General features: G+C 72.7%; 26 protein-coding genes. 13 read left to right on the top strand and 13 right to left on the bottom strand.

All coding sequences use genetic code 11. From position 1 onward, the window contains the following. Positions 1-16 precede the first annotated feature (16 nt). Positions 17-796 (bottom strand): DeoR/GlpR family DNA-binding transcription regulator, encoded by a 780-nt coding sequence (locus tag ACZ6TU_RS32465; RefSeq protein WP_467678546.1) that lies wholly within the window; start codon positions 794-796, stop codon positions 17-19. 118 nt (positions 797-914) lie between these two features. Here ACZ6TU_RS32465 and ACZ6TU_RS32460 point away from each other — a divergent pair, with 118 nt between their 5' ends. Continuing rightward, on the top strand, positions 915-1796 hold the full coding sequence (locus ACZ6TU_RS32460; RefSeq protein ID WP_467678547.1) for an SIS domain-containing protein: 882 nt from the start codon (positions 915-917) through the stop codon (positions 1794-1796). Positions 1797-1809: 13 nt separating this feature from the next. After that, positions 1810-2670, top strand: a complete 861-nt coding sequence (locus ACZ6TU_RS32455; protein ID WP_467678549.1) for a class II fructose-bisphosphate aldolase — start codon at positions 1810-1812, stop codon at positions 2668-2670. Here ACZ6TU_RS32455 and ACZ6TU_RS32450 read toward each other — a convergent pair. Continuing rightward, positions 2660-3793: a methyltransferase gene (locus ACZ6TU_RS32450; RefSeq protein ID WP_467678680.1), complete on the bottom strand. Its 1134-nt coding sequence runs from the start codon at positions 3791-3793 to the stop codon at positions 2660-2662. The two genes, ACZ6TU_RS32455 and ACZ6TU_RS32450, sit on opposite strands and share 11 nt — an antisense overlap. 68 nt (positions 3794-3861) lie before the next feature. On the opposite strand from ACZ6TU_RS32450, the gene ACZ6TU_RS32445 reads away from it, so the two are divergent. The 7 genes from ACZ6TU_RS32445 (at position 3862) to ACZ6TU_RS32415 (ending at position 10295) form a co-directional block, all read left to right on the top strand. Beyond that, positions 3862-4503: an alpha-ketoglutarate-dependent dioxygenase AlkB family protein gene (locus tag ACZ6TU_RS32445; RefSeq protein ID WP_467678551.1), complete on the top strand. Its 642-nt coding sequence runs from the start codon at positions 3862-3864 to the stop codon at positions 4501-4503. A 36-nt stretch (positions 4504-4539) separates the two neighbouring features. Continuing rightward, positions 4540-5778, top strand: a complete 1239-nt coding sequence (locus tag ACZ6TU_RS32440) for an ROK family protein (protein WP_467678553.1) — start codon at positions 4540-4542, stop codon at positions 5776-5778. Positions 5779-5866: 88 nt separating this feature from the next. Continuing rightward, complete coding sequence (locus tag ACZ6TU_RS32435) at positions 5867-6451, top strand: TetR/AcrR family transcriptional regulator (protein WP_467678555.1); 585 nt, start codon at positions 5867-5869, stop codon at positions 6449-6451. Between the two features lie 108 nt (positions 6452-6559). Beyond that, entirely contained in the window at positions 6560-7873 is a 1314-nt protein-coding gene (locus ACZ6TU_RS32430) for an MFS transporter (protein WP_467678682.1), read from the top strand. 26 nt (positions 7874-7899) lie between these two features. Next, on the top strand, positions 7900-8658 hold the full coding sequence (locus tag ACZ6TU_RS32425) for an SDR family NAD(P)-dependent oxidoreductase (RefSeq protein WP_467678557.1): 759 nt from the start codon (positions 7900-7902) through the stop codon (positions 8656-8658). 304 nt (positions 8659-8962) lie between these two features. Next, a complete protein-coding gene (locus tag ACZ6TU_RS32420; protein WP_467678558.1) occupies positions 8963-9853 on the top strand; it encodes an NAD(P)-dependent oxidoreductase in 891 nt (296 codons plus the stop codon). Positions 9854-9872: 19 nt separating this feature from the next. Next, a complete protein-coding gene (locus ACZ6TU_RS32415) occupies positions 9873-10295 on the top strand; it encodes a PPOX class F420-dependent oxidoreductase (RefSeq protein WP_467678561.1) in 423 nt (140 codons plus the stop codon). A gap of 18 nt (positions 10296-10313) precedes the next feature. Here ACZ6TU_RS32415 and ACZ6TU_RS32410 read toward each other — a convergent pair whose 3' ends face one another. Genes ACZ6TU_RS32410 through ACZ6TU_RS32400 form a run of 3 tightly spaced genes read right to left on the bottom strand, consistent with a single transcriptional unit; the run spans position 10314 to position 12386 of the window. Further along, positions 10314-11222 (bottom strand): phosphotriesterase family protein, encoded by a 909-nt coding sequence (locus tag ACZ6TU_RS32410; protein ID WP_467678562.1) that lies wholly within the window; start codon positions 11220-11222, stop codon positions 10314-10316. Continuing rightward, on the bottom strand, positions 11219-11797 hold the full coding sequence (locus tag ACZ6TU_RS32405) for a DUF4865 family protein (protein ID WP_469552507.1): 579 nt from the start codon (positions 11795-11797) through the stop codon (positions 11219-11221). The genes ACZ6TU_RS32410 and ACZ6TU_RS32405 overlap by 4 nt, the downstream gene beginning before the upstream one ends. Before the next feature lie 10 nt (positions 11798-11807). Beyond that, a complete protein-coding gene (locus ACZ6TU_RS32400) occupies positions 11808-12386 on the bottom strand; it encodes a TetR/AcrR family transcriptional regulator (protein WP_467678566.1) in 579 nt (192 codons plus the stop codon). A gap of 175 nt (positions 12387-12561) precedes the next feature. On the opposite strand from ACZ6TU_RS32400, the gene ACZ6TU_RS32395 reads away from it, so the two are divergent. Further along, positions 12562-12849, top strand: coding sequence for an SHOCT domain-containing protein (locus ACZ6TU_RS32395; protein ID WP_467678568.1), 288 nt, complete (start codon positions 12562-12564; stop codon positions 12847-12849). A gap of 246 nt (positions 12850-13095) precedes the next feature. On the opposite strand, the gene ACZ6TU_RS32390 is transcribed toward ACZ6TU_RS32395, so the two are convergent. Then, a complete protein-coding gene (locus ACZ6TU_RS32390; RefSeq protein ID WP_467678570.1) occupies positions 13096-13629 on the bottom strand; it encodes an ATP-binding protein in 534 nt (177 codons plus the stop codon). A 182-nt stretch (positions 13630-13811) separates the two neighbouring features. Beyond that, positions 13812-14135, bottom strand: a complete 324-nt coding sequence (locus ACZ6TU_RS32385) for a hypothetical protein (protein ID WP_403848903.1) — start codon at positions 14133-14135, stop codon at positions 13812-13814. A gap of 404 nt (positions 14136-14539) precedes the next feature. Between ACZ6TU_RS32385 and cds1 the strand changes: the two genes are divergently transcribed. Continuing rightward, positions 14540-15664 (top strand): L-cysteine desulfhydrase Cds1, encoded by a 1125-nt coding sequence (gene cds1, locus ACZ6TU_RS32380; RefSeq protein ID WP_469552505.1) that lies wholly within the window; start codon positions 14540-14542, stop codon positions 15662-15664. A gap of 31 nt (positions 15665-15695) precedes the next feature. Here cds1 and ACZ6TU_RS32375 read toward each other — a convergent pair whose 3' ends face one another. Then, positions 15696-16166, bottom strand: coding sequence for an SRPBCC family protein (locus tag ACZ6TU_RS32375; protein WP_469552503.1), 471 nt, complete (start codon positions 16164-16166; stop codon positions 15696-15698). Positions 16167-16229: 63 nt separating this feature from the next. Then, the gene (locus tag ACZ6TU_RS32370; RefSeq protein WP_467678576.1) at positions 16230-17060 is read right to left on the bottom strand and encodes a DeoR/GlpR family DNA-binding transcription regulator; all 831 of its coding nucleotides are present in this window, start codon (positions 17058-17060) and stop codon (positions 16230-16232) included. Positions 17061-17352: 292 nt separating this feature from the next. Between ACZ6TU_RS32370 and ACZ6TU_RS32365 the strand changes: the two genes are divergently transcribed. Then, complete coding sequence (locus ACZ6TU_RS32365; RefSeq protein WP_469552501.1) at positions 17353-19746, top strand: hypothetical protein; 2394 nt, start codon at positions 17353-17355, stop codon at positions 19744-19746. Here the strand turns inward: ACZ6TU_RS32365 and ACZ6TU_RS32360 are convergent. The 4 genes from ACZ6TU_RS32360 to ACZ6TU_RS32345 form a co-directional block, all read right to left on the bottom strand. Next, positions 19716-22157 (bottom strand): right-handed parallel beta-helix repeat-containing protein, encoded by a 2442-nt coding sequence (locus tag ACZ6TU_RS32360; protein WP_469552499.1) that lies wholly within the window; start codon positions 22155-22157, stop codon positions 19716-19718. The two genes, ACZ6TU_RS32365 and ACZ6TU_RS32360, sit on opposite strands and share 31 nt — an antisense overlap. A 228-nt stretch (positions 22158-22385) precedes the next feature. Then, positions 22386-22991: an Rv1733c family protein gene (locus ACZ6TU_RS32355; RefSeq protein WP_467678582.1), complete on the bottom strand. Its 606-nt coding sequence runs from the start codon at positions 22989-22991 to the stop codon at positions 22386-22388. A gap of 175 nt (positions 22992-23166) precedes the next feature. Then, on the bottom strand, positions 23167-23994 hold the full coding sequence (locus tag ACZ6TU_RS32350) for an MOSC domain-containing protein (protein WP_469552497.1): 828 nt from the start codon (positions 23992-23994) through the stop codon (positions 23167-23169). A 45-nt stretch (positions 23995-24039) separates the two neighbouring features. Continuing rightward, a complete protein-coding gene (locus ACZ6TU_RS32345; RefSeq protein ID WP_467678586.1) occupies positions 24040-24471 on the bottom strand; it encodes a DUF6643 family protein in 432 nt (143 codons plus the stop codon). 298 nt (positions 24472-24769) lie between these two features. Here ACZ6TU_RS32345 and ACZ6TU_RS32340 point away from each other — a divergent pair, with 298 nt between their 5' ends. Next, positions 24770-26041, top strand: coding sequence for a TerD family protein (locus ACZ6TU_RS32340; protein WP_469552627.1), 1272 nt, complete (start codon positions 24770-24772; stop codon positions 26039-26041). Positions 26042-26047 lie beyond the last annotated feature (6 nt).

Genomic DNA, 26047 nt, shown 5'->3' with positions numbered 1-26047 from the left:
GCCCCAGCTTAGAGGCTCATACGGTGAGGACCCGCAGCCCGGCCTCCTCGAACCGCCGCACCGTCTCCGTGTCGGCCGCCGTGTCCGTGACCAGTGTGTCCACCGCCTCGGCCCCGCAGATCCGGGCGAACGCCCGCTGCCCCAGCTTGCTGGAGTCGGCGGCCACCACCACGCGCTCCGCCCGTTCGCACAGCAGCCGGTTGATGGCGGCCTCCGCCTCGTCGTGCGCCGCGGCCCCGTGCGTGACGTCGAAGGCGACGACGCCGAGCACCGCCACGTCGACGGTGATCTGTCCCAGCACCCCGTCCGCGAGAGGCCCGACCAGCTCGTACGACTGGGCCCGCGCCACCCCGCCGGTCAGCACGATCTTGAACTGGGGCCGCACGGCCAGCTCGTTGGCGATGTTCAGCGCGTTCGTCACGACGGTCAACGCGGGCGAGCCGGACGCCAGGTCCCCGCGCACGGCCAGGGCCCGCGCCACCTCGGTGGTGGTGGTGCCGCCGGTCAGCCCCACCGCCTCACCGGGCGCGACCAGATCAGCGACCGCCTTGGCGATGCGCTGCTTCTCGGAGGCGCGCCGGGCCGTCTTGTAGCGCAGCGGCAGTTCGTACGACACGCCGTGCACGACCGCGCCGCCCCGCGTGCGCACCAGCATCTGCTGCTCGGCGAGCCGGTCGAAGTCACGGCGGATCGTCGCCGCCGACACACCGAGCTCCCCGGCCGCCTCCTCGACGTCCAGCCGGCCGCGCTCGACGAGCAGTTCCAGCAGCGCCTTCCAGCGGGCGTCGCGCGACATCCGCACCTCCACGTCTCGATCTCCGGCGCGACCCTAGCGCACCGATCCCCTCTCAATGCTTGATGATGCTCGAAAGATGGCGATATCTTGCAGGAACAATCAGAGTGGAGGGTGCGGCATGACGCATGTCGAGGACGAGCTGACCAGCCAGCCCGAGTGCTGGACACGTGCCGCGTCACAGGCGGCCGGGTACGCGGAGGTGCTGCCGGCGCCGGGGGAGCGGGTCGCGATCGTCGGATGCGGCACCTCGTACTTCATGGCGCAGGCCGCCGCGGCCCTGCGCGAGGCCGCGGGCCAGGGCGAGACCGACGCGTTCGCCGCCTCGGAGTTCCCGTACGGCCGCGCCTACGACCGGGTCGTCGCCCTCACCCGCTCCGGCACCACGACCGAGGTCCTCGATCTGCTCGGCAGGCTGAAGGGCCGTACCCGCACCACAGCGATCACCGCCGACCCGGACACGCCCGTGAGGACGGCCGCCGACCAGCTCGCCGTCCTCGACTTCGCGGACGAGCGCTCCGTCGTACAGACCCGGTTCGCCACCACGGCCCTCACCCTGCTCCGCGCCCACCTCGGGCTCCACCCGGGCACCGCCGTCACCGACGCGCGCACGGCCCTGACGGAGCCCCTGCCCGAAGGCCTGGTGGACTGTGCTCAGTTCACCTTCCTGGGCCGCGGCTGGACCGTCGGTCTGGCCAGCGAGGCCGGGCTGAAGATGCGCGAGGCGTCGCTGTCCTGGGCGGAGGCCTACCCGGCGATGGAGTACCGGCACGGGCCCATCAGCGTCACCACGAGCGGCACCGCGACCTGGATGTTCGGTGAGGCACCCGAAGGGCTGGCCGAACAGGTGCGCTCCACCGGCGGCTTGTGGATCGAGGGCCGGCTCGACCCCCTGGCCGAGCTCGTCCGGGCCCAGCGCCTCGCGGTCGCCGTCGCCGCATCACGCGGCCTCGACCCGGACCGGCCGCGCCATCTCACCCGCTCGGTGATCCTCGCTCACTGACCTCGGAGGCACCGTGCCCCTCACCACCACCGGCGAGCTCATCACCCGCGCCGCCGCCGCGCGTTCGGCCGTCGCGTCCTTCAACGTCATCACGCTGGAACACGTCGAGGCCGTCATCGCGGGCGCCGAGTCCGTGCCCGCCCCCGTCGTGCTCCAGGTCAGTGAGAACGCGGTCAGGTTCCACGGCGGACAGCTGTTCCCGCTCGCCCGCGCGGCCGTCACCGCGGCCGAACGGGCCGCCGTACCGGTCGCGTTGCACCTCGACCACGTGCAGAGCGAGACGCTGCTGCACCAGGCCGCGGAGGCCGGCTTCAGCTCCGTGATGTACGACGCGGCCCGGCTGCCCTACGCGGAGAACCTCGCCGCGACCAGGGCGGCGGTCGACTGGGCACACGCCCAAGGGCTGTGGATCGAGGCCGAGTTGGGGCAGATCGGGGGCAAGAACGGCAGACCCCCGCTGGACGCGCACGCCCCGGGCGCCCGCACCGATCCCGACGAGGCCCGGGCCTTCGTCGCCGACTCGGGCGTGGACGCCCTGGCCGTCGCCATCGGCAGCGCCCACGCCATGACCACCCGCACCGCCACCCTCGACCACGCCCTCCTCGAACGACTGTCGGCCGCGCTGGACGTCCCGCTCGTCCTGCACGGTTCCTCCGGCGTCCCGGACGGCGAACTCACGGCGGCGGTCGCGAGCGGCATCACCAAGGTCAACATCGGCACGGCCCTGAACATCGCGCTGACCCGCGCGATCCGGGAGTTCCTCGCCGACCGCCCCGAGGCGGTCGACCCGCGCGGCTACCTGACGGTGGCGCGGGAGGCGATGACACGGGCTGTGGCGAGGACCCTCCGGACCCTCGGCGCGGCTACCGCTTGACGGCCTTCAGCACCACGAACTTCGGGTCGCTCGCCACCAGCCGACTGTTGCCGAACAGCTTCCGCAGCTTCACGTGGTAGCCCAGATGCCGGTTGCCGATCACCCACAGTTCGCCGCCGGGCCGCAGCGCACGCCGCGCCCCGGTGAACATCCGCCAGGCCGTGGCGTCCGTCGTCGCCTGGTGGGAATGGAACGGCGGGTTGTTGAGGACCAGGTCGACACTGCCGGACGGCACGCCCGCCAGCCCGTCGCCGACCCGGAACTCCGCGTGCCCCGGCACGCCGTTCGCCTTGTACGTCGCCTCCGCCGAGGCCACGGCCTGGAACGACTCGTCCACGAACAGCACCTCGGCCGCCGGGTCGGCCAGCGCCACCGCCGTACCGACCACCCCGTTGCCGCACCCCAGGTCCACCACCCGCCGGCCACCCCCGCCACTCGGCAGATGCTCCAGGAAGAACCGCGTGCCGATGTCGAGCCGGTCGGCGCAGAAGACACCCGCGTGGTTGACGACGGTGCGCCCCGCCGCCGGTCCGATGCCGTCCGGGAGCGTGTAGACGTACGGCCACGGATTGGCGGGCCGCTCCAGCGCGGGATCCGGCGTGCAGAAGATCAGCCGGGCCTTCTTCTCGGCGAGCGAGGTGCGGGTCGGGCCGAGGATCCGCTCGAACAGCCGCAGCGTCGAGGTGTGGATCTCCTTCACCATGCCCGCGCCCACGACGACCGTCCCCGCGTGCACCGCCGGCGCCAGCCGCAGCAACTGGTCCTCCAGCAGCGCCAGGCTCTTCGGCACCCGCACCAGGAGAACGTCGACGGGGCCGGGTGGCGGATCCTGCGTGGTGAGCAGCCGGACCGCGCCGGGCTCGACGCCGTGCCGCGCGAGATTGACCCGGGTGGCCTCCTGGGCCAGGTGGGAATCCGTGATCTGCGTCGGCCGGTGCTCCGCGAGCGCCGTGACCAGGGCACCCCAGCGGTCCCCGACGACCACGACCGTGCCCGACAGTGGGACCCCCTCCCGCGCCAGATACCTCAGCAGGTACTCGTCGGAGGCGTCCCAGGCACGCAGCCTGTCGCGCGGGTCCTCGGGGAAACGGGTCAGCGCGAGCTCGCCCCAGGGCGTCGTCATACGGTCGTTCATCGTGCGTCCAGGCTAGCCGAGCCGCAGCTCAGGCCCGGTCGGGGAGGATGGGAGGCATGGACGGCGAACTGTTCCCCAGAGCCCGTGCGCAGGTGGCGCCGGGCGCGGTGCACCTGCCGGACTGGCTGGACGCCGAGCGCCAGAGCGAGCTGCTGGCGGCCTGCCGCGCGTGGGCGCGCCCACCGGCCGGGCTGCGCACGGTCCGCACCCCCGGCGGCGGCACCATGACCGCCCGGCAGGTCTGTCTCGGCTGGCACTGGCACCCCTACGCCTATGCCCGCACGGTCGTCGACGGCGACGGCGCCCCGGTGAAGCCGTTCCCCGGCTGGCTGGGTGACCTGGGCCGCCGGGCGGTCCGCGACACCCTCGGGGGACCGGCACCGGCGTACGACATCGCCCTCGTCAACTTCTACGACGCCGACGCCCGGATGGGCATGCACCGCGACAGTGACGAGAAGTCGGACGCGCCGGTGGTGTCGCTGAGCCTCGGCGACACCTGCGTGTTCCGCTTCGGCAACACCGAGACCCGCACCCGGCCCTACAGTGACGTCGAGCTGCGCAGCGGCGACCTGTTCGTCTTCGGCGGCCCGTCCCGGCTCGCCTACCACGGGGTTCCCCGGGTACACGGGGGCACGGCACCGCCCGGGCTGGGCCTGACGGGACGGCTCAACATCACCCTCCGGGTCAGCGGCCTGTAATCCGCCGACCCTGCGGATCATGGGAGACTCACCCTCATGAGCGGGAAGGCTGACCCCCGGCCGGCGGGGGATGGGAGCACCTCGAGGACGCGGCTGGACCGGGGGCGCGGAGCGCTCGGACCCGCGCTGGAGCTCGTGCACACCGGACGCGCGCCGACCCGGGCCGTACTCACCGCCGAGCTCGGGGTGACACGGGCGACGGCCGGAGCGGTCGCCGCCGAACTGGAGGCGCTCGGGCTGATCCGGGTCGACGCCCGGCCCGGCGCGGCGGCGGGTTCGCAGGGCCGGCCCTCGCACAAGCTGGCCGTCGCCGAGGACGGGCCCGTCGCGCTCGCCGCGCAGGTGCACGCCGACGGGTTCCGAGCGGCGCTGGTCGGGCTGGGCGGCCGGATCGTCGCCACCGCGCCGGGCTGCGAGGTCGTCGACGCCGACCCGGCCAAGGTGCTCGCCTCCGTCGTAACTGCCGGCGCCGAGCTGCTGCGGGAGACCGGGCGCCGGTGCGTGGGCGCGGGACTCGCCGTACCGTCCGCGGTCGCCGAACCCGCGGGTCTGGCGCTGAACCCGCTGCACCTGGCCTGGCCCGCGGGCGCGCCCGTCCGGGACATCTTCGCCGAGCAGGTGCGCGCGGCTGGCCTCGACGGGCCCGCGTTCGCCGCGAACGACGTCAACCTCGCCGCGCTCGCCGAGCACCGGCACGGCGCCGGACGCGGTGCCCGCGACCTGCTGTGCGTGGCCACCGGCCACCGGGGCGTCGGCGGCGCACTCGTCCTCGACGGCCGCCTGCACAGAGGGAGTTCGGGCCTGGCGCTGGAGGTCGGCCACCTCACCGTGCACCCCGAGGGCCGCCCCTGCCACTGCGGCAGCCGCGGCTGCCTGGACGTGGAGACCGACCCGCTGGCCTTCCTCACGGCGGCGGGACGCGAACCGGGCCCCGAGGTGTCCCTGCTCCAGCAGTCCATCGACCTGATCCGCCACCACTACGACGACCCGGGCGTCCGCACCGCCACCGAGACCCTCATCGACCGGCTCGGCCTCGGACTCGCCGGTCTCGTCAACATCCTCAACCCGGACCGCATCATCCTCGGCGGCCTGCACCGCACCCTCCTCGACGCCGACCCCGACCGGCTCCGTGCCGTCGTCGCCGACCGCAGCCTGTGGGGCCAGAGCGGCGGCGTCCCCATCCTGCCGTGCACCCTCGACCACAACAGCCTGGTCGGCGCCGCGGAACTGGCGTGGCAGCCGGTGCTGGACGATCCACTCGGGGCGCTCACCTGAGCCGTCTCGTGAGAGCAGCACACCACCGGCTGGCACACCATCGCAGTTATTTGACTGATCGTTCTGGATACGCCTATGGTCTCTCGGTGTGGCCAGGACCAAGGAATTCGACCCGGACGCCGCACTGCAGTCGGCCCTCGAGCTGTTCTGGCGGCGCGGCTACGAAGCGACGTCGATGAGCGACCTCGTCGAGCACCTCGGCATCGGCCGCGCCAGCATCTACGCGACCTTCGGCAGCAAGCACGAGCTGTACCTGAAGGCCATGGACCGGTACGCCGAGATGCGCGACCCGCGTCTCCTGGCCGAGCTGTCCCAGCCGGGACCCGCACTGCCCGCGGTGCGGGCGGTGGTGCGCCGCTTCGCCGCTGAGGCCGCATCACCCGAGGACCGGCTGAACGGCTGCTTCGTCACCAATACCGCAGCCGAGTTGGCCCCGCACGATCCCGCGGCGGCCCGCCGGGTCGAGATCAGCTGGGAGCACGTCGAGACCCCACTGCACTCCGCGCTCGTACGCGCCCAGGCTCAAGGTGAGCTGCCCGAGGACCGTGATCCGCGCGCGCTGGCTCGCATGCTGTTCGTCCTGCTGCAGGGCCTGCGCCTCGTCGGCAAGGCGTCGAATGATCCCGCCCGGGTGCGGGACGCGGCCGAGCAGGCGCTGGCCCTGCTGGACTGAACGACACGCACCACGGTCACTGGGCTTCCTTCAGCGTGCCCGAATAATGAACTGATCGGTCAAGAAAGGTGAGGTGTGACCGCCACGGACGCCGCCCGCGTTGCTGCCATGCGGCAACGATGCGCCTTCGTCCTCCGCGGCAGCGTCCAGACCACGCTGATCTTCACGCTTGCCTCGATCTCCGTACCGCTGCCCGCCATCGGGCGCGAATTCGGCCTGCAGCGCGCCGACTTGATCCTGCTCAGCGCCGCCTACGGATTGACCTTCGCCGGACTGCTGCTCTTCGGCGGACGCCTCGCCGACCGCTACGGCGGGCGGCGCGCCCTCACCGCGGGCCTTCTCCTCTTCGCCGCCGCTCTGGCCGTCGCCCCGCTTGCCCCCGGCATCGGGACTCTGCTCGCAGCGCGCTTCGCGCAGGGCGCGGGGGCGGCTCTGATCGCGCCCGCCGCCATGGCCGTGCTGCGCGCCGCCTTGCCCTCCTCCGCCGCATACGGAAGGGCGATGGCCACCTGGGGAGGGCTTTCGGTACTCGGCGCGACCGCGGGCAACCTGCTCTCCGGCGTCATCTCAGCGCTGTCGTCCTGGCGTTGTACCTTCGCCGTACCGCTCGTGGTGGCCCTCGCAGCCCTCGCCCTCACGCCCCGGTTACTGCCGGACACCACGCCGAGCCGGGGGAGGACTCTCGACCTGCCGGGTGCTCTTCTCGCCACCACCGGGATCACCCTCGCCAGTTACGGGCTCGTCGTCACCGACACCCACTCCTGGTCGTCAGCCGGCGTGCTCGTGCCGCTGCTCGCCGGGGCCGCGCTGCTGGTCGGGTTCCGGTATGCCGAGCGCCGCGCCCGCGACCCACTGCTACCGCCCCGCTTCCTGCTCGACCGGCGGCGAGTCCTCGCCCTCGCTGCCATCGCACTGAGCGCCTGCGCAACCTCGATGACCTTCGTGGTCCTCTCACTCCACCTCCAGCAGGTGCGTGATTGGTCACCGCTGCAGACCTCGGCGGCGTTCGTACCGCTCGCTGTTGCGCTGATCGTCTCGGGCCGCGCGGCAGGACATCTCATCGGCCGGTACGGGGTCCGAACCGTCACAGCCGCCGGGCTCGCCATCGGCGCGGCCGGGCTCGCCCTCCTCGCGCTCACCGGTACCGACGCACACATTCCGTACGGGTATGGACTGTTGCCGGGCCTCGTGCTGCTGCCGGCCGGCACGGCGGCCGCCTTCGCAGGAGCCGCCGTACTCACCACGGATGGGGTGCCGCAGCACCAGACCGGGCTCGCGGGCGGCGTGCTGAACACAGCGATGGAATCCGGTCCGACGGTCCTGTTCGCGATCACGCTCACGCTCGGCAGCGATGCCTCCTCCCTGGCCTCGACCGGGGTTGCTCTCGCCGCCGTCGCCCTCCTGACCCACCGCACCAAGTAACCCATCGTTCAAGGGAGTCATCGAAGATGAACCGCTTCACCGGCAAGACCGTCCTCGTCACCGGCGCAGGCTCCGGCCTCGGCCGCGCGATGGCGCTCGCATTCGCCGCCGAGGGCGCATCCGTGGTCGTCGCGGGACGCACCGCGGCCTCCCTGGACGAGACGGCCGGTCTCATCGAGGCCGTCGGCGGCGCGGCCACCGCCGTCACCGCCGATGTCACCGACTCCGACCAGCTCCACAACCTCGTGTGCGAGAGCGTGACCCGCTTCGGCGGGCTGGACATCGCGGTCAACAACGCCGGGATACTCCGCGGCACCGTGCCCGTCGGAGAGGTGAGCGAGAAGGACTGGGACGCGGTGCTGCGGACCAATGTCACCGGGGTCTGGCTGGCCATGAAGCACGAGATCGCGCACATGAAGGAGAACGGCGGTGGCACCATCGTCAACATCTCCTCCAACCTGGGAGCACACCGGCGCATCCCCAACGCCGCCGCGTACATCGCGTCGAAGGCGGCGGTCTCCGCGCTGACCCGGGCCGCCGCACTCGACCACATTCACCAGGGCATCCGCATCAACGCGGTCAGCCCCGGCGCCTCGGCCGCCCCCATGTCGCTGCGGCCCGGCGAGACCGAGGCCGACCGTGCCCGGCGCATGAAGACGGAGAACCCGCTCGGCCGGGTCGCGGAGGCCGAAGAAGTGGCAGCCGCGGTGCTCTACCTCGCCTCGCCCGCGGCCGGTGCGGTGGTCGGCGCCGACCTGGTCATCGACAGTGGATCCTCGGCCTGACGGTCCGTGGCCTTCAACGACACCCTTCCGCGGCGAGGAACTCCGCCGCGACGGACTGACGGTCCTCGCCTGCCGCGGCGGGGCCCGCGGCATGGCGGGGCACGTTCGAAGGGTGGAATCTCCGAGGGCCCGGAGCGGCCGCCCCGCCGCCGAACTGGTCCGGCGGACCCCAATCCGGTGCCCAACGGCATCAGGCACGGCTCGAAGGGCTTGTCCGCGCCGCTTCCGGGAAGGCTCGCGCCTGAGCGGGCAGGCTGACCGCAGGCGGTACGCCCGCATCGTACGAACGAGGAAGTTGGACGTCATGACCGACAAGCTCACCGTGAGCGTCCTGGGCACCGGCATCATGGGCGCCGCGATGGCCCGCAACCTGGCACGCGCCGGGCACACCGTCCACGCCTGGAACCGCACCCGCGCCAAGGCCGAGCCGCTGGCCGCCGAGGGCGTGCACATCGCCGACACCCCCGCGCAGGCGGTCCGGGACACCGACGTCGTCCTGACCATGCTCTACGACGGCCCCGCTGCCCTGGACACGATGCGGGAGGCGGCGCCCGCCCTGCGCCCCGGCGCCGCATGGGTGCAGTCCACGACCGCGGGCGTCGAGGCCATCGGCGACCTCGCCGCCTTCGCCCGCGAGCACGGCCTGGTCTTCTACGACGCGCCCGTCCTGGGCACCCGCCAGCCCGCCGAGGCCGGGCAGCTGACCGTGCTCGCCGCCGGTCCCGTCGAGGGCCGGGACACGGTGACGCCGGTCTTCGACGCCGTCGGCGCCCGCACCGTGTGGGCCGGTGAGGACGGGGCGGCCGGCGGCGGGACCCGGCTGAAGCTGGTCGCCAACAGCTGGGTCCTCGCCGTCACGGCCGCCGCCGGAGAGGCCCTGGCGCTGGCGAAGGCCCTCGACGTCGACCCGCGCGGTTTCCTCGACCTCATCGCCGGCGGCCCGCTCGACATGGGCTATCTGCACGCCAAGTCCGGCCTGGTCCTCGAAGACCGGCTCACACCGCCCCAGTTCGCGGTGAGCACCGCCGCGAAGGACGCCCGCCTCATCGTCGAGGCCGGTGCGGACCACGGCGTCCGCCTGGACGTGGCCGAAGCCGCTGCCGCCCGCATGGAGCGCGCCGCCGCCCAGGGCCACGGCGACGAGGACATGGCCGCCGCCTACTTCGCGAGCTTCGACGAAAACCCGTCCGCCTGATCACCCGGGAGGTTCCCCCATGTCCAAGCCGCCGCTTCCGCCCGAGGCCGAAGCCCTGCTGAGCCGGCCCAACCCGTGCGTCATGGCCACGCTGCGCTCCGACGGCACACCGGTCTCCACCGCCACCTGGTACGCGTGGCAGGACGGCCGGGTGCTGATCAACCTCGACGAGGGCCGGGTCCGCCTGAAGCATCTGCGCCGCGACCCGCGCGTGACGCTCACCGTCCTCGCCGGTGACGACTGGTACACCCACGTCACCCTCATCGGCCGCGTCACCGAGATGTACGACGACGAGGACCTGGCCGACATCGACCTTCTCGCCCGGCACTACATCGGCAAGCCCTACCCGAACCGCGTCCGGCCCCGGGTCAGCGCCTGGATCGAGGTCGACCGCTGGCACGGCTGGGGCGAGCTGAAGGACAGCGACCAGGCCATGGGCTGAGACCGGAGGACCACACGGTCAGCGCCACTCCACCGCGAACGCCCGGCCCGGGTTCTCCGTGAGGATGCGCCCCACCAGGTCCTCGCCCACCGCGTGGACGAGCCGCGGGCGCACCCGGCGCAGCAGATACGGCATCCCGGGGCCGCCGCCCACCGAGCGGGCGGCGGCCGTCGTGGTGTCCGCGCCCAACAGCAGCCGGTCGCCGAACCCGGCGTCGGCGAGGGCCCGTACAGCGTCCGGCATCCGCCAGTCGGTGGCGTGGTGGGCGTGCGACGGACCGTCAAAGGCCAGATAGCACCCCGACTCGGCGGCCTGCCGGTGGACCACGAGGTCGGGGGAGCGGTTGAGGTGCCCGAGCACCACGCGATGCGGCGGCACCCCCAACCTCCCGCACAGCCAGTCCAGTACGTCCAGTGCCCCGGTGCCCAGCTCCAGATGCACGGCGACGGTCACGCCCGTGGCGTGATGAGCCTCGGCCGCCGCCGTCATGGTCCAGCGGGCATGCGCGTCCAGGGTGTGGAAACCGCCCGCGACCTTGACGAGCCCCGCCCGCACCCCCGAGGCCCCGATGCCCTCGGTGAGTTCCGAGACGAAGACGTCGGCGAGCCGGCCCCGCAGCCCCTTCAGCGTGTCCTCGTCGTAGTGGACGGCCTGGTGCAGCCCGGTCGCCGCCACCACGTGCACCCCGGTCTCCCGGGACAGCGGCGGCAGATCGGCGGCCCGCCGACCGAGCCCGTACGGCGTCCACTGCGCCACGGCACCGCCGTCCTGCTCCCGGAACGCGACCAGCTCGGCCCGCGCCGCCGCCACACTGCGCAGCTCCTGGCCGGGCAGCCGGGGACTGCCGAAGAACAGGTGGTCGTGGGCGTCGCACACGCCCAGCTCTCCGGGCGGTACGTCCCCCAGCACCGTGCGGACCGCGCTCACCACCGGCGCCCCCGGGGCAGCCGGTCCCGGCCCGGTGCCGACAGGTGCAGCACCTCGAACATGTCGCCGTCGGCCTTGGGGGTGTCGTGCTCCCAGAGGGAGAAGTGCACCAGCTCCCAGCGGCTCGTGTCGACGGCGGCCGTGGCGAGCAGGGCCCCGTCCTCCGCCGCCAGCCGCCGGGCTTCCCGCACCGCGTCCTCCACCGCCTCCGCCGGCGGCCCCGAGGCCGGGACGGGTTGACACCGCCGCACCGCGAACCGCGCCTGCGAACCGCCCCCTTCCTCGTACGCGAGCCCCGTCCACTGCCGCACGCACGGCCGCCCGAAGTCGTCACTGAGCCCTCGGAACCCGCCGCCCCAGAGGAAGGCGTTCATGCCTTCGACGGTGTTCCACAGATAGAAGGGCGCGTACTGGTTGACCAGCGAGCCGCGCAGACCGCGCTCGCGTATCAGACAGGCCTTGAAGCCGAGCCCCTCCCAGTCGTCGAGCAGATGCCCCAGCCGGGCGACACGGTCGCGGATGACACCCATGTCGTAGTCGGCGGGCAGGGTGAACTCGTACTGCATGGCGTGCATTCAGGTCTCCTCAGGCGGGACGGGGGGCCAGCAGGGACAGCAGGCCCCGCACACCCGCGTCGAACGCGGCGGGGGAGCCGGAGGCGCGTGCGAGGACGTAACCGCCCTGGACCGTCGCGACGACCGCCGCGGCGATCTCCTCGCCGTCCAGCGAGGGCACGAACTGGCCCCGCTCCTTGCCCTCTTCGACGATCGCGGCGATCCGCTCACGGATCCAGTCGAGCGTCTCGTCGACCGGGGCGCGCAGCTCGGCGCTGGCGATCACGTCCGGGTCCATGGTCAGCCGGCCGATCGGGCAGCCCCGCAGCACATCCCGTTCGCGCCGCAGATACGCCTCGATGCGCTCGTACGGCGTTCCCGGGCCGTCGAGTACTCCCGCGGCGGCAGCCCGCATCTCCTCGGCGGTCCGCCGGATCGCGGCCAGCGCGAGGTCGGGCTTGCCCTTGAAGTGGTGGTACATGCTGCCCTGCCCGGCGCCCGCACGCTCCAGGATCGCCTTGGGGCTCGTGCCCACGTAGCCGCGCTCCCACAGCAGCTCGCGGGTGGACTCGATCAGCCGTTCCGAGGTGCTCATGCCTTCACTGTACATACCAGTAGTTACAGAAATCGAGGGGCGCGGAGGGGCCCAGGCCCTGCCCGCCTACTCCCAGCGAGGTACGCACACTGCCGCTGGCCGTACGACGACCGGGGACCCCACGGGGGGGGGCGATTCTCGGAGGCGACAGACAGGACATCGCGACAACGCGTCCGAGGAGTTGATCGACATGCAGACCCTGGCGAACTTCGGTGGCGGTGGCCCCGGCCCGTGGATCCTGTTCTTCCCGGTGATCTGGGCACTGGTCATCGGCGGCGGCATCATGCTGCTGCGCCGCATCGTGTGGCGCGGACGGCGCGGCGGCCCCTGGCGGCAGCCCATGGTCGAGACCGACTCGCCCATCACCGTACTCGGTCACCGCTTCGCCTCCGGCGAGATCGACGAGGAGGAGTACTGGCGCCGACTGTCCGTACTGAACGAGGAGTTCGGCCGTACGGCCAAGGGTGGTGGTGCATGAGGACACTGCCCTGAGGGCAAGAGCCTGTTCCTCTGTCAGGAGCCGTCCATGCCGAGAGCTGCCGGAACGCCATCGCCGCGTGCGTGGTCACGCCGACCGTCGCCCGCCACCGGAAGGAGCACCGGAGTTGAGCGGCACCGCTCCCGGACTCACCCGCCGGACGTGGGCCGGCGCGCCGGGTCGGGGCGCAGGCGGCATCGACGTGTTCGCCCCTGCGCCCCCGTCGGAACGGTGGTCACCGCCCGGTCAACCGGCAACGGCGGACCGGGCGGGAGCATGTTCGGGCCGTAGCCCGTCGGCGGTGTGCCCGACCTCCGCGAACCTGCGCGCGGGTTTCTCCTGGACCGCGCGCCGCACCCGGCGCGACGGCGCCGCCACGGCGGCGGAGGACGTCGGAAGGGTGAACCACACGACCTTGCCGGACTCGCCGTCCGGCCGGACGCCCCAGCTCTCGCTCATGGCGGCCACCATCGCGAGCCCGCGCCCGCAGGTCGCCAGCGGCTCGGCGTCGTCGACCACGGGCATCCGCGGGTCGTGGTCGCGCACCGAGACCGTGAGCCGGTCGAGCAGCAGCTCTATCTCCACGGTGCACGTCTTGTCGGGCTGGGCATGCCGGTGGACGTTGGACAACAGCTCCGTCACACCGAGTGAAGCCCGGTCGATCAGGGCGTCCAGATGCCAGTAGCGCAATTGGGCAGATACGATTCTGCGGACCTGGCCGATCCGCGACGGCAGGGCTTGGAGCTCCACCGTGCAGTGTCTGCTTGGGTAGCTGATCACGGCTGCGACTCCCCGACGTGAGGTCCGGAAGAACACGGAGTTCGGATCCAGCAGGGCGCCTTCGTGACACTGCCGCCCGCTGTCGTGGCCGGCGGCTGGTTCGCAGCGTTATCGCCGGTAAACCCAGAGTGACGTGAGACAAGAGTGACGCAGGGGGTGGGAGACCGCAACTCGCGGACATCTCAGTCGCCACGCCCCGCCGCCCGGCGCACGGCCTCGATGAAGCGCCGTGCGGCGGGCGGCCCCGGCTCCCCCGGAGCGGGGTCGTGGTCGCCCAGGGTGAGCAGGTACCGCTTGCCGTTGAGATCCGCCGTGGCTCGGTCATCGGGGCCGAACCAGGGCTTGGAGGCGCGCACCGCCTGCACCGGCGCGCTGTCGATCTCACTGCCGTAACTGGTCAGCAGCTCGAGCCGGCCGTCGCTGATCCGGACCTGTCCGGCCCGGGTGAGCGAACGCAGCCGCTTCCCGATCCGCACGCCCGTGGCCCTGAACTCCGGCTCCGCCATGCCACCCGCCCCCTTGTGCGTGTCGGTGCACCGGCCCCCGCTCTCCGCGGTATCCGGCACGGGCTCGTGTCCTGATCCAGTGTGCCCCCGTCCGGAGGCTTGCTCCGGTTGGTGCCTCTTACCCCTGCCGGTACCCCGTTCGGGGCCCTGGTCCCGTCGTGAAGTCTGCACTCACCCGGCGTCGAGCACCAGTACAGCGGACCTGCTCTCCTGGGGGCGCCCGGAGCACACACGCAAGTGCGCCCCCTGGACCGCGCGCCCCCTTGCCCCGGACCCTGCCCCAGGGGGCGCTTTGGGGGGCTCAAAGGTGCGTTTATGCAGGTGAGAAGCGTGTGGAAGGTGCTTATGATCGGGGTGTCGGCCGCGCGACACGTCGTCGGCGCGCAGCGATAGGAGCCCCCCCCGTGAGCACTCCCCAGCAGACCCGGATCGGCGTGACCCTCGACGTCGACCGCAGCGACGCCGCCTACCGCGCATGGCTGAAAGAAGCCGTCCGCAGAGTCCAGGCCGACGCCAACCGCTCGGCCGACACGCACCTGCTCCAGTTCCCCCTGCCGGAGTCGTGGGGTATCGACCTGTACCTGAAGGACGAGTCCACCCACCCCACCGGCAGCCTCAAACACCGGCTCGCCCGCTCCCTCTTCCTCTACGGCCTCTGCAATGGCTGGATCCGGCCGGACCGCCCGGTGATCGAGGCCTCCAGCGGCTCGACGGCCGTCTCCGAGGCGTACTTCGCGAAGCTCATCGGCGTGCCCTTCATCGCCGTCATGCCGCGTACGACGAGCACCGAGAAGATCCGCCTCATCGAGTTCCACGCCGGCCGCTGCCACTTCGTGGACGACCCCCGCACGATGTACGAGGAGTCCGCCCGCCTCGCGGCCGAGACCGGCGGCCACTACATGGACCAGTTCACCTACGCCGAACGGGCCACGGACTGGCGCGGCAACAACAACATCGCCGAGTCCACCTTCCGGCAACTGCGCATGGAGCGGTTCCCCGAGCCGGCGTGGATCGTCGCCACGGCGGGCACCGGCGGCACCTCGGCGACCCTCGCGCGCTACGTCCACTACATGCAGTACGACACGCGCGTCTGCGTGGCCGACCCCGAGAACTCGTGCTTCTTCGAGGGCTGGACCACCGGCGATCCGGACGTCACGTACGACTGCGGCTCCCGTATCGAGGGCATCGGCCGGCCCCGTATGGAACCGAGCTTCGTGCCCGGCGCGATCGACCGGATGATGAAGGTGCCCGACGCGGCCAGTGTCGCCGCGGTACGGGCGCTGGAGCGCGCCATCGGCCGCAAGGCGGGCGGCTCGACCGGCACGGGCCTGTGGGGCGCGCTGAAGATCGTCGCGGAGATGGTGTCCGAGGGGCGGCAGGGGAGCGTCGTGACGCTGCTGTGCGATCCGGGGGACCGGTATCTCGACAAGTACTACTCGGACACCTGGCTGGCCGCCCAGGGGCTGGACATCGAGCCGTACACGGCCACGATCGACTCGCTGCTGGCGACGGGTGTCTGGCCCGACTGAGTCGAGCCCCCGGGCCCGTCGGCGTGCGGCGCTACGACGCCGCCAGCCTCCGGTCCAGCGCCGTGAGGGCGTCCCGGAAGGCCCTGGCCTGAGCCGCCCGTACCGGCTTCATGGCGAGCCGGTACGCCGCCGTCCCGTCGGTCGCGAACGTCCACCGCACCCGGGTCCCGGTACCGGCCGGGGCCAGCCGCCACTCCTCGACGATCGCACGCACTCCGGGCACGTTGGTGACGTCGACGCGATAGGCGTACACCTCGGGTTCCTCCGCCGCGATGATCGACTCCCGGAACCGGACACCTCCCCTGAGGCGGATGTCGCGCCCTTTCCCGTCGGCGATCGGGCGGGCGGCCGTCACCTGGGGGAACCAGGCGACCCAGCCGGCCACGTCCTCCAGCGTGCGGTAGACGGCCTCCACCGGAGCGGAGATCTCCCGCGCGGAGACGTGCCGTACGGGCGCGATCCCGACGAAGTCGAGCCCCGCCCGGCGCAGACGGTGAGCCATGGACGAAGCCCTCCTGTACGGGAGCGGGCGATGACCGGCAGCGTCACCCTAGCTGGCGGCCCGTCAGATGTCTGCCCCTTCCTCGGGCTCCCCGGCCACCACCAGCCGCCGCAGGTGCTCCACGACAACCCCGCGGGCTTCGTCCGGCAGACCGGCGTCCGTCACGAGCGTGTCGATCCGCTCCAGCGAGGCGAACGAACTCAGGCCCACCTTGCCCCACTTGGTGTGGTCGGCGACCACCACCACCCGCCGGGCCGACTGCACGAGCCGCCGGTTCGTCTCCGCCTCCGCGAGGTTCGGCGTCGACAGACCGGCCTCGACCGATATGCCGTGCACCCCGAGGAACAGCAGGTCGAAGTGGAGCGCCGCGATCGCCTGGTCGGCGACCGGCCCCACCAGCGAGTCGGACGGGGTGCGCACACCGCCGGTCAGCACGACCGTGGCCGCGCCCTGCCGCGGATCCGAGGTGCGCTGCGCCGCGTGGAAGACGTCGGCCACCCGCACCGAGTTGGTGACCACCGTGAGGTCCGGCACGTCCAGCAGCTGCTGTGCCAGGGCGTACGTCGTCGTGCCGCCGGACAGGGCGATCGCCGCGCCCGGCGCGACCAGCTTGGCCGCCGCCCGTGCGATGTCCTCCTTGGCGGTCAGTTCCAGCCCCGACTTGGCCTCGAAGCCCGGTTCGTGCGTACTCGCCTCGACCACCGGGACCGCGCCGCCGTGCACCTTCTCCAGCACGCCCTGGCGGGCGAGCGCGTCGAGGTCGCGGCGGACCGTCATGTCCGACACGCCGAGCCTGCGCGTCAGCTCGTTGACCCGGACCCCGCCTCGGCGGCGGACCTCGTCGAGGATCAGGGATCGCCGCTGCTCCGCGAGGAGGTTCTGATTCTCGCTCACGTACGCTCCGGTCCTTTCGCCTCAATGCCGTCCGACACGCCCTGCGCACTTGCCGCAACTAGGACATTCTCCCCCGGCTCCGGTGCGCGGACGCCCCATCCTTGCATGTCGCGGCGCCGACGGCGCCACCGACCACTCGTCGCGCACATGTCACGTTGGGTCTCACTCGTCGCTCCGCAATGTCACGGATCGGGGAGATTCCATGACAGGAGGTGTGCGGCGCCGCAGAAGTGGAGATCCTTGTGCCCGCACGGACAGAGCCGACGGCGTGTCACGGGGGAAGTGCGAATCAGTGGAACGTGCGCAGGAACATGCGTCGACCGGCGGGCCCGACCAGCCCGCCCAGCGGCCCGGTGAGACCGGGACCGCCCTGGAACTCCTGGTCCACGGCGTGGGCGGCACCACGCCGCAGGAGATGCTCAACGATCCGCGCACGGTGCGGATCACCGGCGACGACATCGCGGCCGTCTTCCGGCGCGCCGACGACGTCGACGCGGAGACCAGCCCCGACGACCGCCGCCGCGACGGACCGGTGCCCGAGGCCTACGTCTGGTGCAACCTGACCTCCGGCAACGGCACCCGGGCCCTGTGGCTGTTGCTGCTGCCGTTCATGGTCGTCAACCTCGCTCACTGGATGCGCCCCAGCGCCCGGGGCCACCGCCGCACCGTGCGCCTGTACGGCCTCCTGGTACGGCTCGCGGGGCTCACCCTGACGGTGCTGCTCGTGGCGGCGGCCTGCGAGGTCGCCCTCGATCTGGCGGCCTGGCAGTGCGCGGGCACGCGCGCGTGCGCCGACCGGCACTCCTGGCTGGGCTTCCTCTCGCCCACCGTCTCGGACGGCGGCTGGTGGAGCAGCCCCGGCCGCAGGCTCGTTCTGGCGTCCTTCGTCCCGACGGCGCTGACCGTTCTGCTGTGGTACCTCTCCCGTCGCACCTGGAGCGACTACGAGTCCCAGCAGCCGCCGGCCCGCGGCCCCGAGCCCGACGAGGACGGCGACGGCTCGACCGCGCTGGGCCGGCCCGGCTTCTGGTACGGACGCCGGCTGGTGGCCCGGCTGCGCGCCGCGCACACCGCCGCCGGGCTGGTCACGGTCGCCGCCGCGGTCGCCAGTGCCGCCGCCCGGCACGACCGCGAGCCCGGCGGTCCCGCCGTACTGAACACCCTGGGCCTGCTCCTGGAGGCGGCCCTCGTGGCCTGCGCGGTCGCCGTGGTGTGGGTGGTGTGCCGCCGGGGCCGCAGCGAGAGACGCATCGACCGGGAACTCGACGAGCGCTTCGTACGACGCCTGCCGCTCGCCGCCCTCGTCCTGCTCGCCCTCGCGCTGCTGTACGCGGGCTGGGAGCGCCCCGGCTGGGAGTCGGCCGGCCGGCTGCCGGGCGACGCCACCTTCGGCGGTCTCGCCCTGGTCCAGGGCCTGCTCGTGATCGTTCTCGCCGGCGTCGCTCACGCCCTGCACCGCACCGCCCCCGACCGGCGGGCCGTGCTGCGGGGCCTCGGCGGACCGGCCGTCGCGATGCTGGCCTGCGCCCTGGGCGGGGTGATGTCCGGCGGCGTGTCGCAGCGCGTGTCCGACTGGCTGGACGGCACCGGGACGTCGATCGACGGCCCGCCGGTCCTGCTGACCTGGCAGGCGTCCGTGATCCCGCCCCTGATCGTGGTGCTCCTGGTGCTCTTCGGCTGGCTGGCCCACCGCGCCTGGCAGCTCGCCCGCGCCGAACGCGAGGCGGTGGCCCGCGACTACCCGGACGAGGCCCAGGACCGCGCCCGCATGCGCCGTATCGCCTACACCCGCGCGATGGCCTCCCTCACCGACCGGGGGCCCCGGATCGTCGCCGTCACCTCCGGTGCCACCCTGCTGCTCGGCGCGGGAGCCCTCGTGGGCGCCCTGACCACCGACGAGACACCGGGCGAGGCGGCGCAGGGCGCCTACCCCGTCGTCCACGGCGCCGCCGAGACCGCCCAGGCCCTCGGCTCCTGGCTGATCGGCCTCGGCTTCCTGCTGTTCGTCACCTGGGGCAGGCGCGCCTACAAGGACGCCGCCGCCCGCCGCACCATCGGCATCCTGTGGGACGTCGGCACCTTCTGGCCGCGCGCCGCTCACCCCTTCGCCCCGCCCTGTTACGCCGAGCGCGCGGTGCCCGACCTGACCTGGCGGATCGCGACCTGGACCCGCGCCACCGGCGGACGGCTGGTCATCTCCGGGCACTCGCAGGGCAGTGTGCTCGCCGCCGCCGCGGCCTGGCAACTCGCGCCGTCCACCCGCAAACGCGTCGCACTGCTGACGTACGGCTCCCCGCTGGAGCGGCTCTACGGCCGCTGGTTCCCGGCGCACTTCGGCCCCGCCGCGCTCGGCGCCCTGCACCGGGAGGTCGACTGCTGGCGCAACCTGTACCGGCTCACCGACCCCATCGGCGGCCCGGTGCGCCTGCCCGGCAACCACGACCTCGGGGTCGACCACGTGCCGTTGCCGGACCCCCTCTCCTACGGCCGCACCGCCCTCCACCCGCTGCCCGCGCCGATCCTCGGCCACTCCGACTACCAGGCGGACCCGGCGTTCGCCGAGGAGCGCCGCAAGCTGCTGGCCCGGCTGCGGCCGGGCCTGCCGGCACCCCGTGACACGGCCGAGCCGCCCTGCCCGGGTCCCGAAGCGGATCCTCAGAGCAGCTCGGGCAGGTCCTCCGCGTAGAGCAGCGTCAGGTCGTCCGTGCTCGGCTCGGGGAGCTGGGCGACCCGGCTCGCGTGCCGCTCCACCATCGCCTCGAAGGTCTGCCGGGCCGTACGGCCGTTGCCGAACGCCGGGCCCTTCGGGAGCTCCGTGAAGTACTGCCGCAGGGCCTGTGCCGCCCCCGCCGCCAGCCGGTACTCGTGCTCCTCGGCCTGCTGCTCCACGATCCGCAGCAGGTCCTCGGGGCCGTAGTCGCTGAAGGTGATGGTCCGCGAGAACCGGGACGCCACACCGGGGTTGACCGACAGGAAGCGCTCCATCTCGGCCGTGTAGCCCGCGACGATCACCACGACCGCGTCCCGGTGGTCCTCCATCAGCTTCACCAGCGTGTCGATGGCCTCCTTGCCGAAGTCGCGGCCCGCGTCCTCCGGGGACAGCGCGTACGCCTCGTCGATGAACAGCACGCCGCCGCGCGCCTTCTCGAAGGCCTCCTGCGTGCGGATCGCGGTCGAGCCGATGTGCTCGCCCACCAGGTCGACCCGGGACACCTCGACCAGGTGGCCCTTCTCCAGCACACCGAGGGACGCGAGGATCTCGCCGTACAGCCGCGCGACCGTCGTCTTGCCCGTGCCGGGGGAGCCGGTGAAGACCAGGTGCCGCTTGACCGACGCCGCCTTCAGGCCCGCCTGCTGCCGGCGCCGGCCGACCTCGATCATGTCGGTGAGGGCACGTACCTCGCGCTTGACGCTCTCCAGGCCGACCAGGGCGTCCAGTTCACCGAGGACGTCCTTGGAGGAGCGGGCCGGCTGCTCGGGCTCCGCGACCGGGGCCGGGGCCGGGGGCTCCGGTTCGGCGCGCTGCCCCGGGACCGCGCCCAGCAGGCCGGAGGAGTGGCTCACCGTCTGCACGGCCGTCTCCCGCGCCGCCGGTCCCCGCAGTCCCGCGCTCTCGTCGCTGGTGCAGTCCTCGACCAGGGGGCCCGCCCCGGACGCCGCGTCCGCGCCGCTGTCCGCGAACTCGTAGCCGCCGCGCGCGCACCGCTCCGTGCGGCACTTCCGCAGCGTCGTACGGCTGCCGTCGATCACATGGAAGCCGTAGCCGCCGCTGCCCGTCACCCGGCAGTTCTGGAAGCTGCCGCGGCCGCCGGCCGAGACGTACACCCCCGCCTCCGCGGGTGACTCGATCGTGCAGCGCTCCACCGTGGGGTCGGCGCCCTTGGTGACGATGACGCCGGTCTGGGTGCCGTCCAGCGTGCAGTTGCTGAGGGTGCCGCCGCTGCCGTGGTCGCGGAACCAGGCGCCCGTCGCCGCGTCCCGGATCCGGCAGTCGTCGAGCTGCGCGGTCGCACCGTCGCTCACGGACACGGCCGTGTTGCGCACCTGCGACAGGTCGCTGTCGACGACGTCCGCGCGCGAGCCGCGGTCGAGGACGAACAGGGCGTCCGGCACGTCGTGCACCCGGCACGAGTCGAGCACCGCGGTGGCCCCGTCGCTCACCCACACCGCCGGGTAGTCGCCCGTGCTGTCGAAGATCTCGCACTGGTTGGCGTCCACGCGCGTGCCCGGGTCCCACACCGACAGGCCATTGCGCCCGAACTGCCGCACCGTGGTGCGGGTCAGCGTGAGGACGGAGCGGGAACGCAGGTCGACCGCGTTCTCCGGGATGTCGTGGATACGGCAGTCGGCCAGCGTCAGCACGGCGTCGGTGTCGAGCGTGACCCCGTCGGCCGTCGTGCGGTGCACATCGCAGTCGGTGAGGTGCGCGGTGGCCCGGCCGGTGATCTGCACACCGCTGCCCCGGACCTCGTAGATCTCGCAGCCCACCGCCTCCAGCGCCGAGTTCTCCCCGGTCGCCGACAGACCCGAGCCCGAGGTGTGGTGCACCCGGCAGCGGTCCAGACGGGGGTGTGCGCCGCCGCGCACCGCCACGCCCGCCTGGCCGGCCGCGACGACCTCGCACTCCTCGAACACCCCACCCGCACCGTCGAGTACGGCGATGCCGATGCCCGCCGGATTGTCGACCGCGCAGCGCCGGACCGTGGGGCGGGCGCTGCCGCGCACCTCGATCCCGGCCGCCGACCGCGTGACCACCCGTACGTTGCTCAGCTCCGGAGTACCCTCCTCCACCAGCACCGCGGGGGCCGCCGCGTCCTGGCCCTCCACGTGCAGGTCCTGGACCACCGCCGAGGCGCGCACGGTCAGCGGCACCCCGTCCAGGGGAGCGATCCGCACCGAGCCGGGGGAGCCCTCGGGGCCGCGCAGCGTCACCGCGCGCTGCACCACGAGGTTCTCCCGGTAGGTGCCGGAGGCGACCGTGAGAACATCTCCGTCCGCCGCGGCCTCCAGAGCAGCGGCGAGCGATGCGTACTCACCCGTGCGGCGCCGCCACCGCGACGTGCCGGTGTGCGTCACCTGGACCGTGCCCTGTGCCATGGTGTAGCTGTGCCCCCACCTCGGTCGTACTGATGGCTCGTTCGCCTTCGGGACGCTCCCACCGGTGTCGGGACCGCGACCGTGCCGGGCCCCTCGGGCCTGCGCGCGCACGCGGCATCGAAACCGGCGCGCCCCTCCTGCTCGCTCGCGCGCGGGTTGTGCCGAACGGTTCGGCCGGACCACCGTAGCGTGCGCGCGGGTGGTGGGTTGACCAGAGCCGGAAGGCTGTCAGCTGCCGGTGCCCGTCCTGCCCCAGTCCGGGCCCGCCTTGTCCCATGCCTGGTCCCAACGGGCGTACCGGCGGCGGACCATGCGCCAGACGATCAGCCGTCTGCCGCCCTCGACGAGGCCGCCGGCCGCCAGGGCCGCGCCGAAGCCGGCGAGGACCGCGTGGGTCGACGCCGTCGCGGAGTCGAGGGGGCGGGCCACCATGTGGCCGTGCCGGTCGGTCCATATCCGGAACGCGTCGCCGTGCTGAGGGTTCTTGAGGCTCGCCAGCACGGGGCCCTGATGCGCGGTGCCGTCCGGTGCCGTCCAGTCGGCGAGGACGCGGTTGCGCAGATCCCGGCCCGTGGAGGTCTCCGGGTCGGCGTCCAGCGGGGAGCGGTCGAGCTTGCGGACCACCGTGGCCGTCACCAGGTGCCGCGCTTCGCGCTGCTCGCGGACGGAGCGCTGGAGGGCGTCCTCGGCGGCGCCCCCGACGAGGGAACCGGCCACCGGGGCGGCCAGGAGGATCAGCACCAGGGCCGCCAGCGCCACCCACGCTTCGGCCAGATCGGTCGCGCGGCACAGCGGGTTGCGCCGCCAGCGCCAGAGTCCGCTGATCGCTCGCACCGCCTGCACCCCCTTCCCGCTCCGTGATAACCCCCGGCGGAGCCGTCCACGCGCCAACCCGGCGAAGAGAGAGCGAAATCACCTCTCACCGGCGACTCTCATGAACTTCTCACACAAGGTCAACGGCAGGGCTCGTGGAGCGGTTCCCGCCCGGGGGCGTCGACCTCGGCCCGGGCTACCCGACGATCCTGACCGGGTCACCGACCCGGATCGTGCCCCCGGACAGGGGCACCAGGTTCTGCCCGAAGACCAGCTTGCCGTCGAACCGCCGGTGCCGCCCCAGGCTGTACAGGGGCTCGCGGCCGCGCTCGCCCGTGCCCTGGTCGGTGGTGGTCACCACGCACCGTCCGCAGGTCTTGGCGACGCGGAACGACACGTCACCGATGGCGAGACGCGACCAGTCGTCCTCGGCCCAGGCGTCGGTGCCCGCCACGACCACGCTCGGCCGGAAACGGTTCATGGGCAGCGGGCCCTCGTCCGCGTGGTCACCCTGAGCGATCAGGGCGTTGAGGGCGTCGAGGGAGGCGGTGGTGGTGAGCAGCAGCGGAAAGCCGTCGGCAAAGGAGACGGTCTCGCCGGGGCGCGCGTACTCCGGGTCGACGGGACGGCGCGTGGCCGGGTCGTCCATGTACGCGAGACGCACGTCGATGCCGAGATAGGCGCTGCACCAGGCGCGCGCGGCCTCGTCCTCGGCCGGGACCGCGTCAACCTTGTCGCAAAAAATCTCCACCGGCACCGTGTCCAACGGCCGGGGGACGGGCACCGTCAGGGGCTGCATGTTGGGTGCGGACAGGCGGACGCCGCCGTCCGGCAGAAGCTCGGCGGCGGCCAGCGCGAGGCGCGGCTGCCGGCGCTGCGTGACGACCTTTCCCTCGTCGTCTACCAGCGCCCAACGCCGGTCTCCGGTCAGCCCCCAGGGCTCCACGACGGCCTCCCGGGGCGCGAGGCCCCGGATCGCCTTGACCGGATGGACGTGGATCGAGTGCAGGTGTGCGTTCCCCATGGGGCCATCGTGCCAGCCGGCACCGACAGCCCCTGGGCAGGAGGCTCAGTAACCGCGGTACTGCTGGTTGTTGTACGGGTCCTGATAGGGAGCCTGGGCGGGCCGGGGAGCCGCGGGGCGCATCGCCTCGTAGCCCGCGCCGGGTGCCGCCGGGCGCGGCTGCTGCGGCTGGTGGCCGGGATAGCCGCGCGGTGCGGTGGCCTGCTGCGGGATGTACGCCGCGGGCGCCTGCTGGAGCGGGGAGGGTTGCTGTGCCTGCGGATAACCGTAGGCGGGCTGGGACGGGGCTGCCGGAAGAGCGGGCAGCGCTGACGGGAGGGCGGGAAGGTTGCCGCCCGGCATGTCGTACTGCGCGGGGACCCGGATCGGGGCGATCTGCGGGGTGCCCCGCTCGGCGACGAGCTTGTCGTAGATCGGGGTGTCCGGGAAGGAGGCGGAGTAGTAGCCGCCGCCATAGGTGGAGCGGGGGGAGGTCATGGCACATAAGTTAAGCCCACGATGTGCTGGTTGGGGAGACCGATAAGAGGGTTGTTTTCCGTGTCCGCAGTGACCCGGTATCCCCAATGCGAGCGAACTCGGCAAAAAGGGGCGCCGGACGAGGCTCCGATCGTGTAAAGGCCGAGCTCCGGGCGGGTTACCAGGGTTGGGCACCGGTCTTCCGGTGTGACGGCGCATGGGAGTTCGCCGCGGGGAGGAATAGGTTGTGCGAACGGAACTCGACGGACGGCCGGGATGTGCCTGGCGACGGTGACACGCAATGGGGGCGGACATGCAAATGATGAAAGGTTCAAATACTCCGGTGCCTACCGCGGCGCTGCGGGTGGAATTGGGCTGGCGGGCCGGGCCGGGGATGCCCGACGCCGACGCCTCCGCTTTGCTGCTGGTAAGCGGAAAGGTCCGCTCCGACGCGGACTTCGTCTTCTACAACCAGCCCGCGCACTCCTCCGGCGCCATCCGGCACGAGGGCAAGCGCAACACCGACGGCCGGGTGACCGACACGCTCCTCGTCGACCTCACCCGCGTGGAGCCCGCGATCGAGACGATCGTCCTCGCCGCCTCCTCCGACGGCGGCACATTCGGGCAGGTTCCGGGCCTGTACATCGAGGTCCAGGACGCCGCCCAGGGAACCCAGGCCGCCCGCTTCGACAACCCGGGCGCCACCACTGAAACCGCTTTCGTACTCGGTGAGTTCTACCGCCGCCAGGGCGCCTGGAAGTTCCGCGCCGTCGGGCAGGGATACAGCAGCGGACTCGAAGGACTGGCCACGGACTACGGCATCACGGTGGACGAGCCGCAGCAGGCGGCCCCGACTCCGGCCCCGGCTCCCGTTGCCGCGCCCTCGGCGTACACGCCCCCGCCGGTGGCCCCGCCCCCGCCGGCCGCGCCCCCGGCGGCACCGCCCGAACCCGTACGCCTCACCAAGGTGACGCTCACCAAGGCGGCCCCCTCCGTGTCGCTCACCAAGCAGGGCGGCACCTCCGGTGCCCTGCACGTGAACCTCAACTGGCAGACGCACAAGCAGTTCTCGGGGTGGAGCGGCAAGTTCGGGCGTCCGGCCGCGATGCACTCCGACCTCGACCTCGACCTGTGCGCGCTGTACGAACTCGCCGACGGCAGCAAGGGCGTCGTGCAGGCCCTCGGCAACGCCTTCGGGGCACTGCACCAGCCCCCGTACATCCACCTCGACGGCGACGACCGCACCGGCGCTGTGTCGACCGGTGAGAACCTCACTGTCAATCTCGACCACAAGAACGCCTTCCGGCGCATCCTCGTCTTCGTCACCATCTACGAAGGCGCCCGCTCGTTCGCCGACCTGAACGCCACCGTCACCCTCCAGCCGCAGCACGGCGCACCCATCGATTTCTCTCTCGACGAGTGCACCGTTCCCTCGCCCGTGTGCGCGCTCGCCCTGATCACCAACACGGGCGGCGACCTGGTCGTACAGCGGGAGGCGCGCTACCTCGTGCCCGAGCGCGGGGTGAGCCCGCAGCGGACCGTCGACTACGCCTACGGGTGGGGCATGAACTGGACCCCCGGCAGGAAGTGACGCCTC

This window comes from Streptomyces sp. NPDC052064, assembly GCF_055585925.1.
Note: the sequence above shows the minus strand (reverse complement) of the source record. Positions and strands in the feature narration are given on the sequence as shown.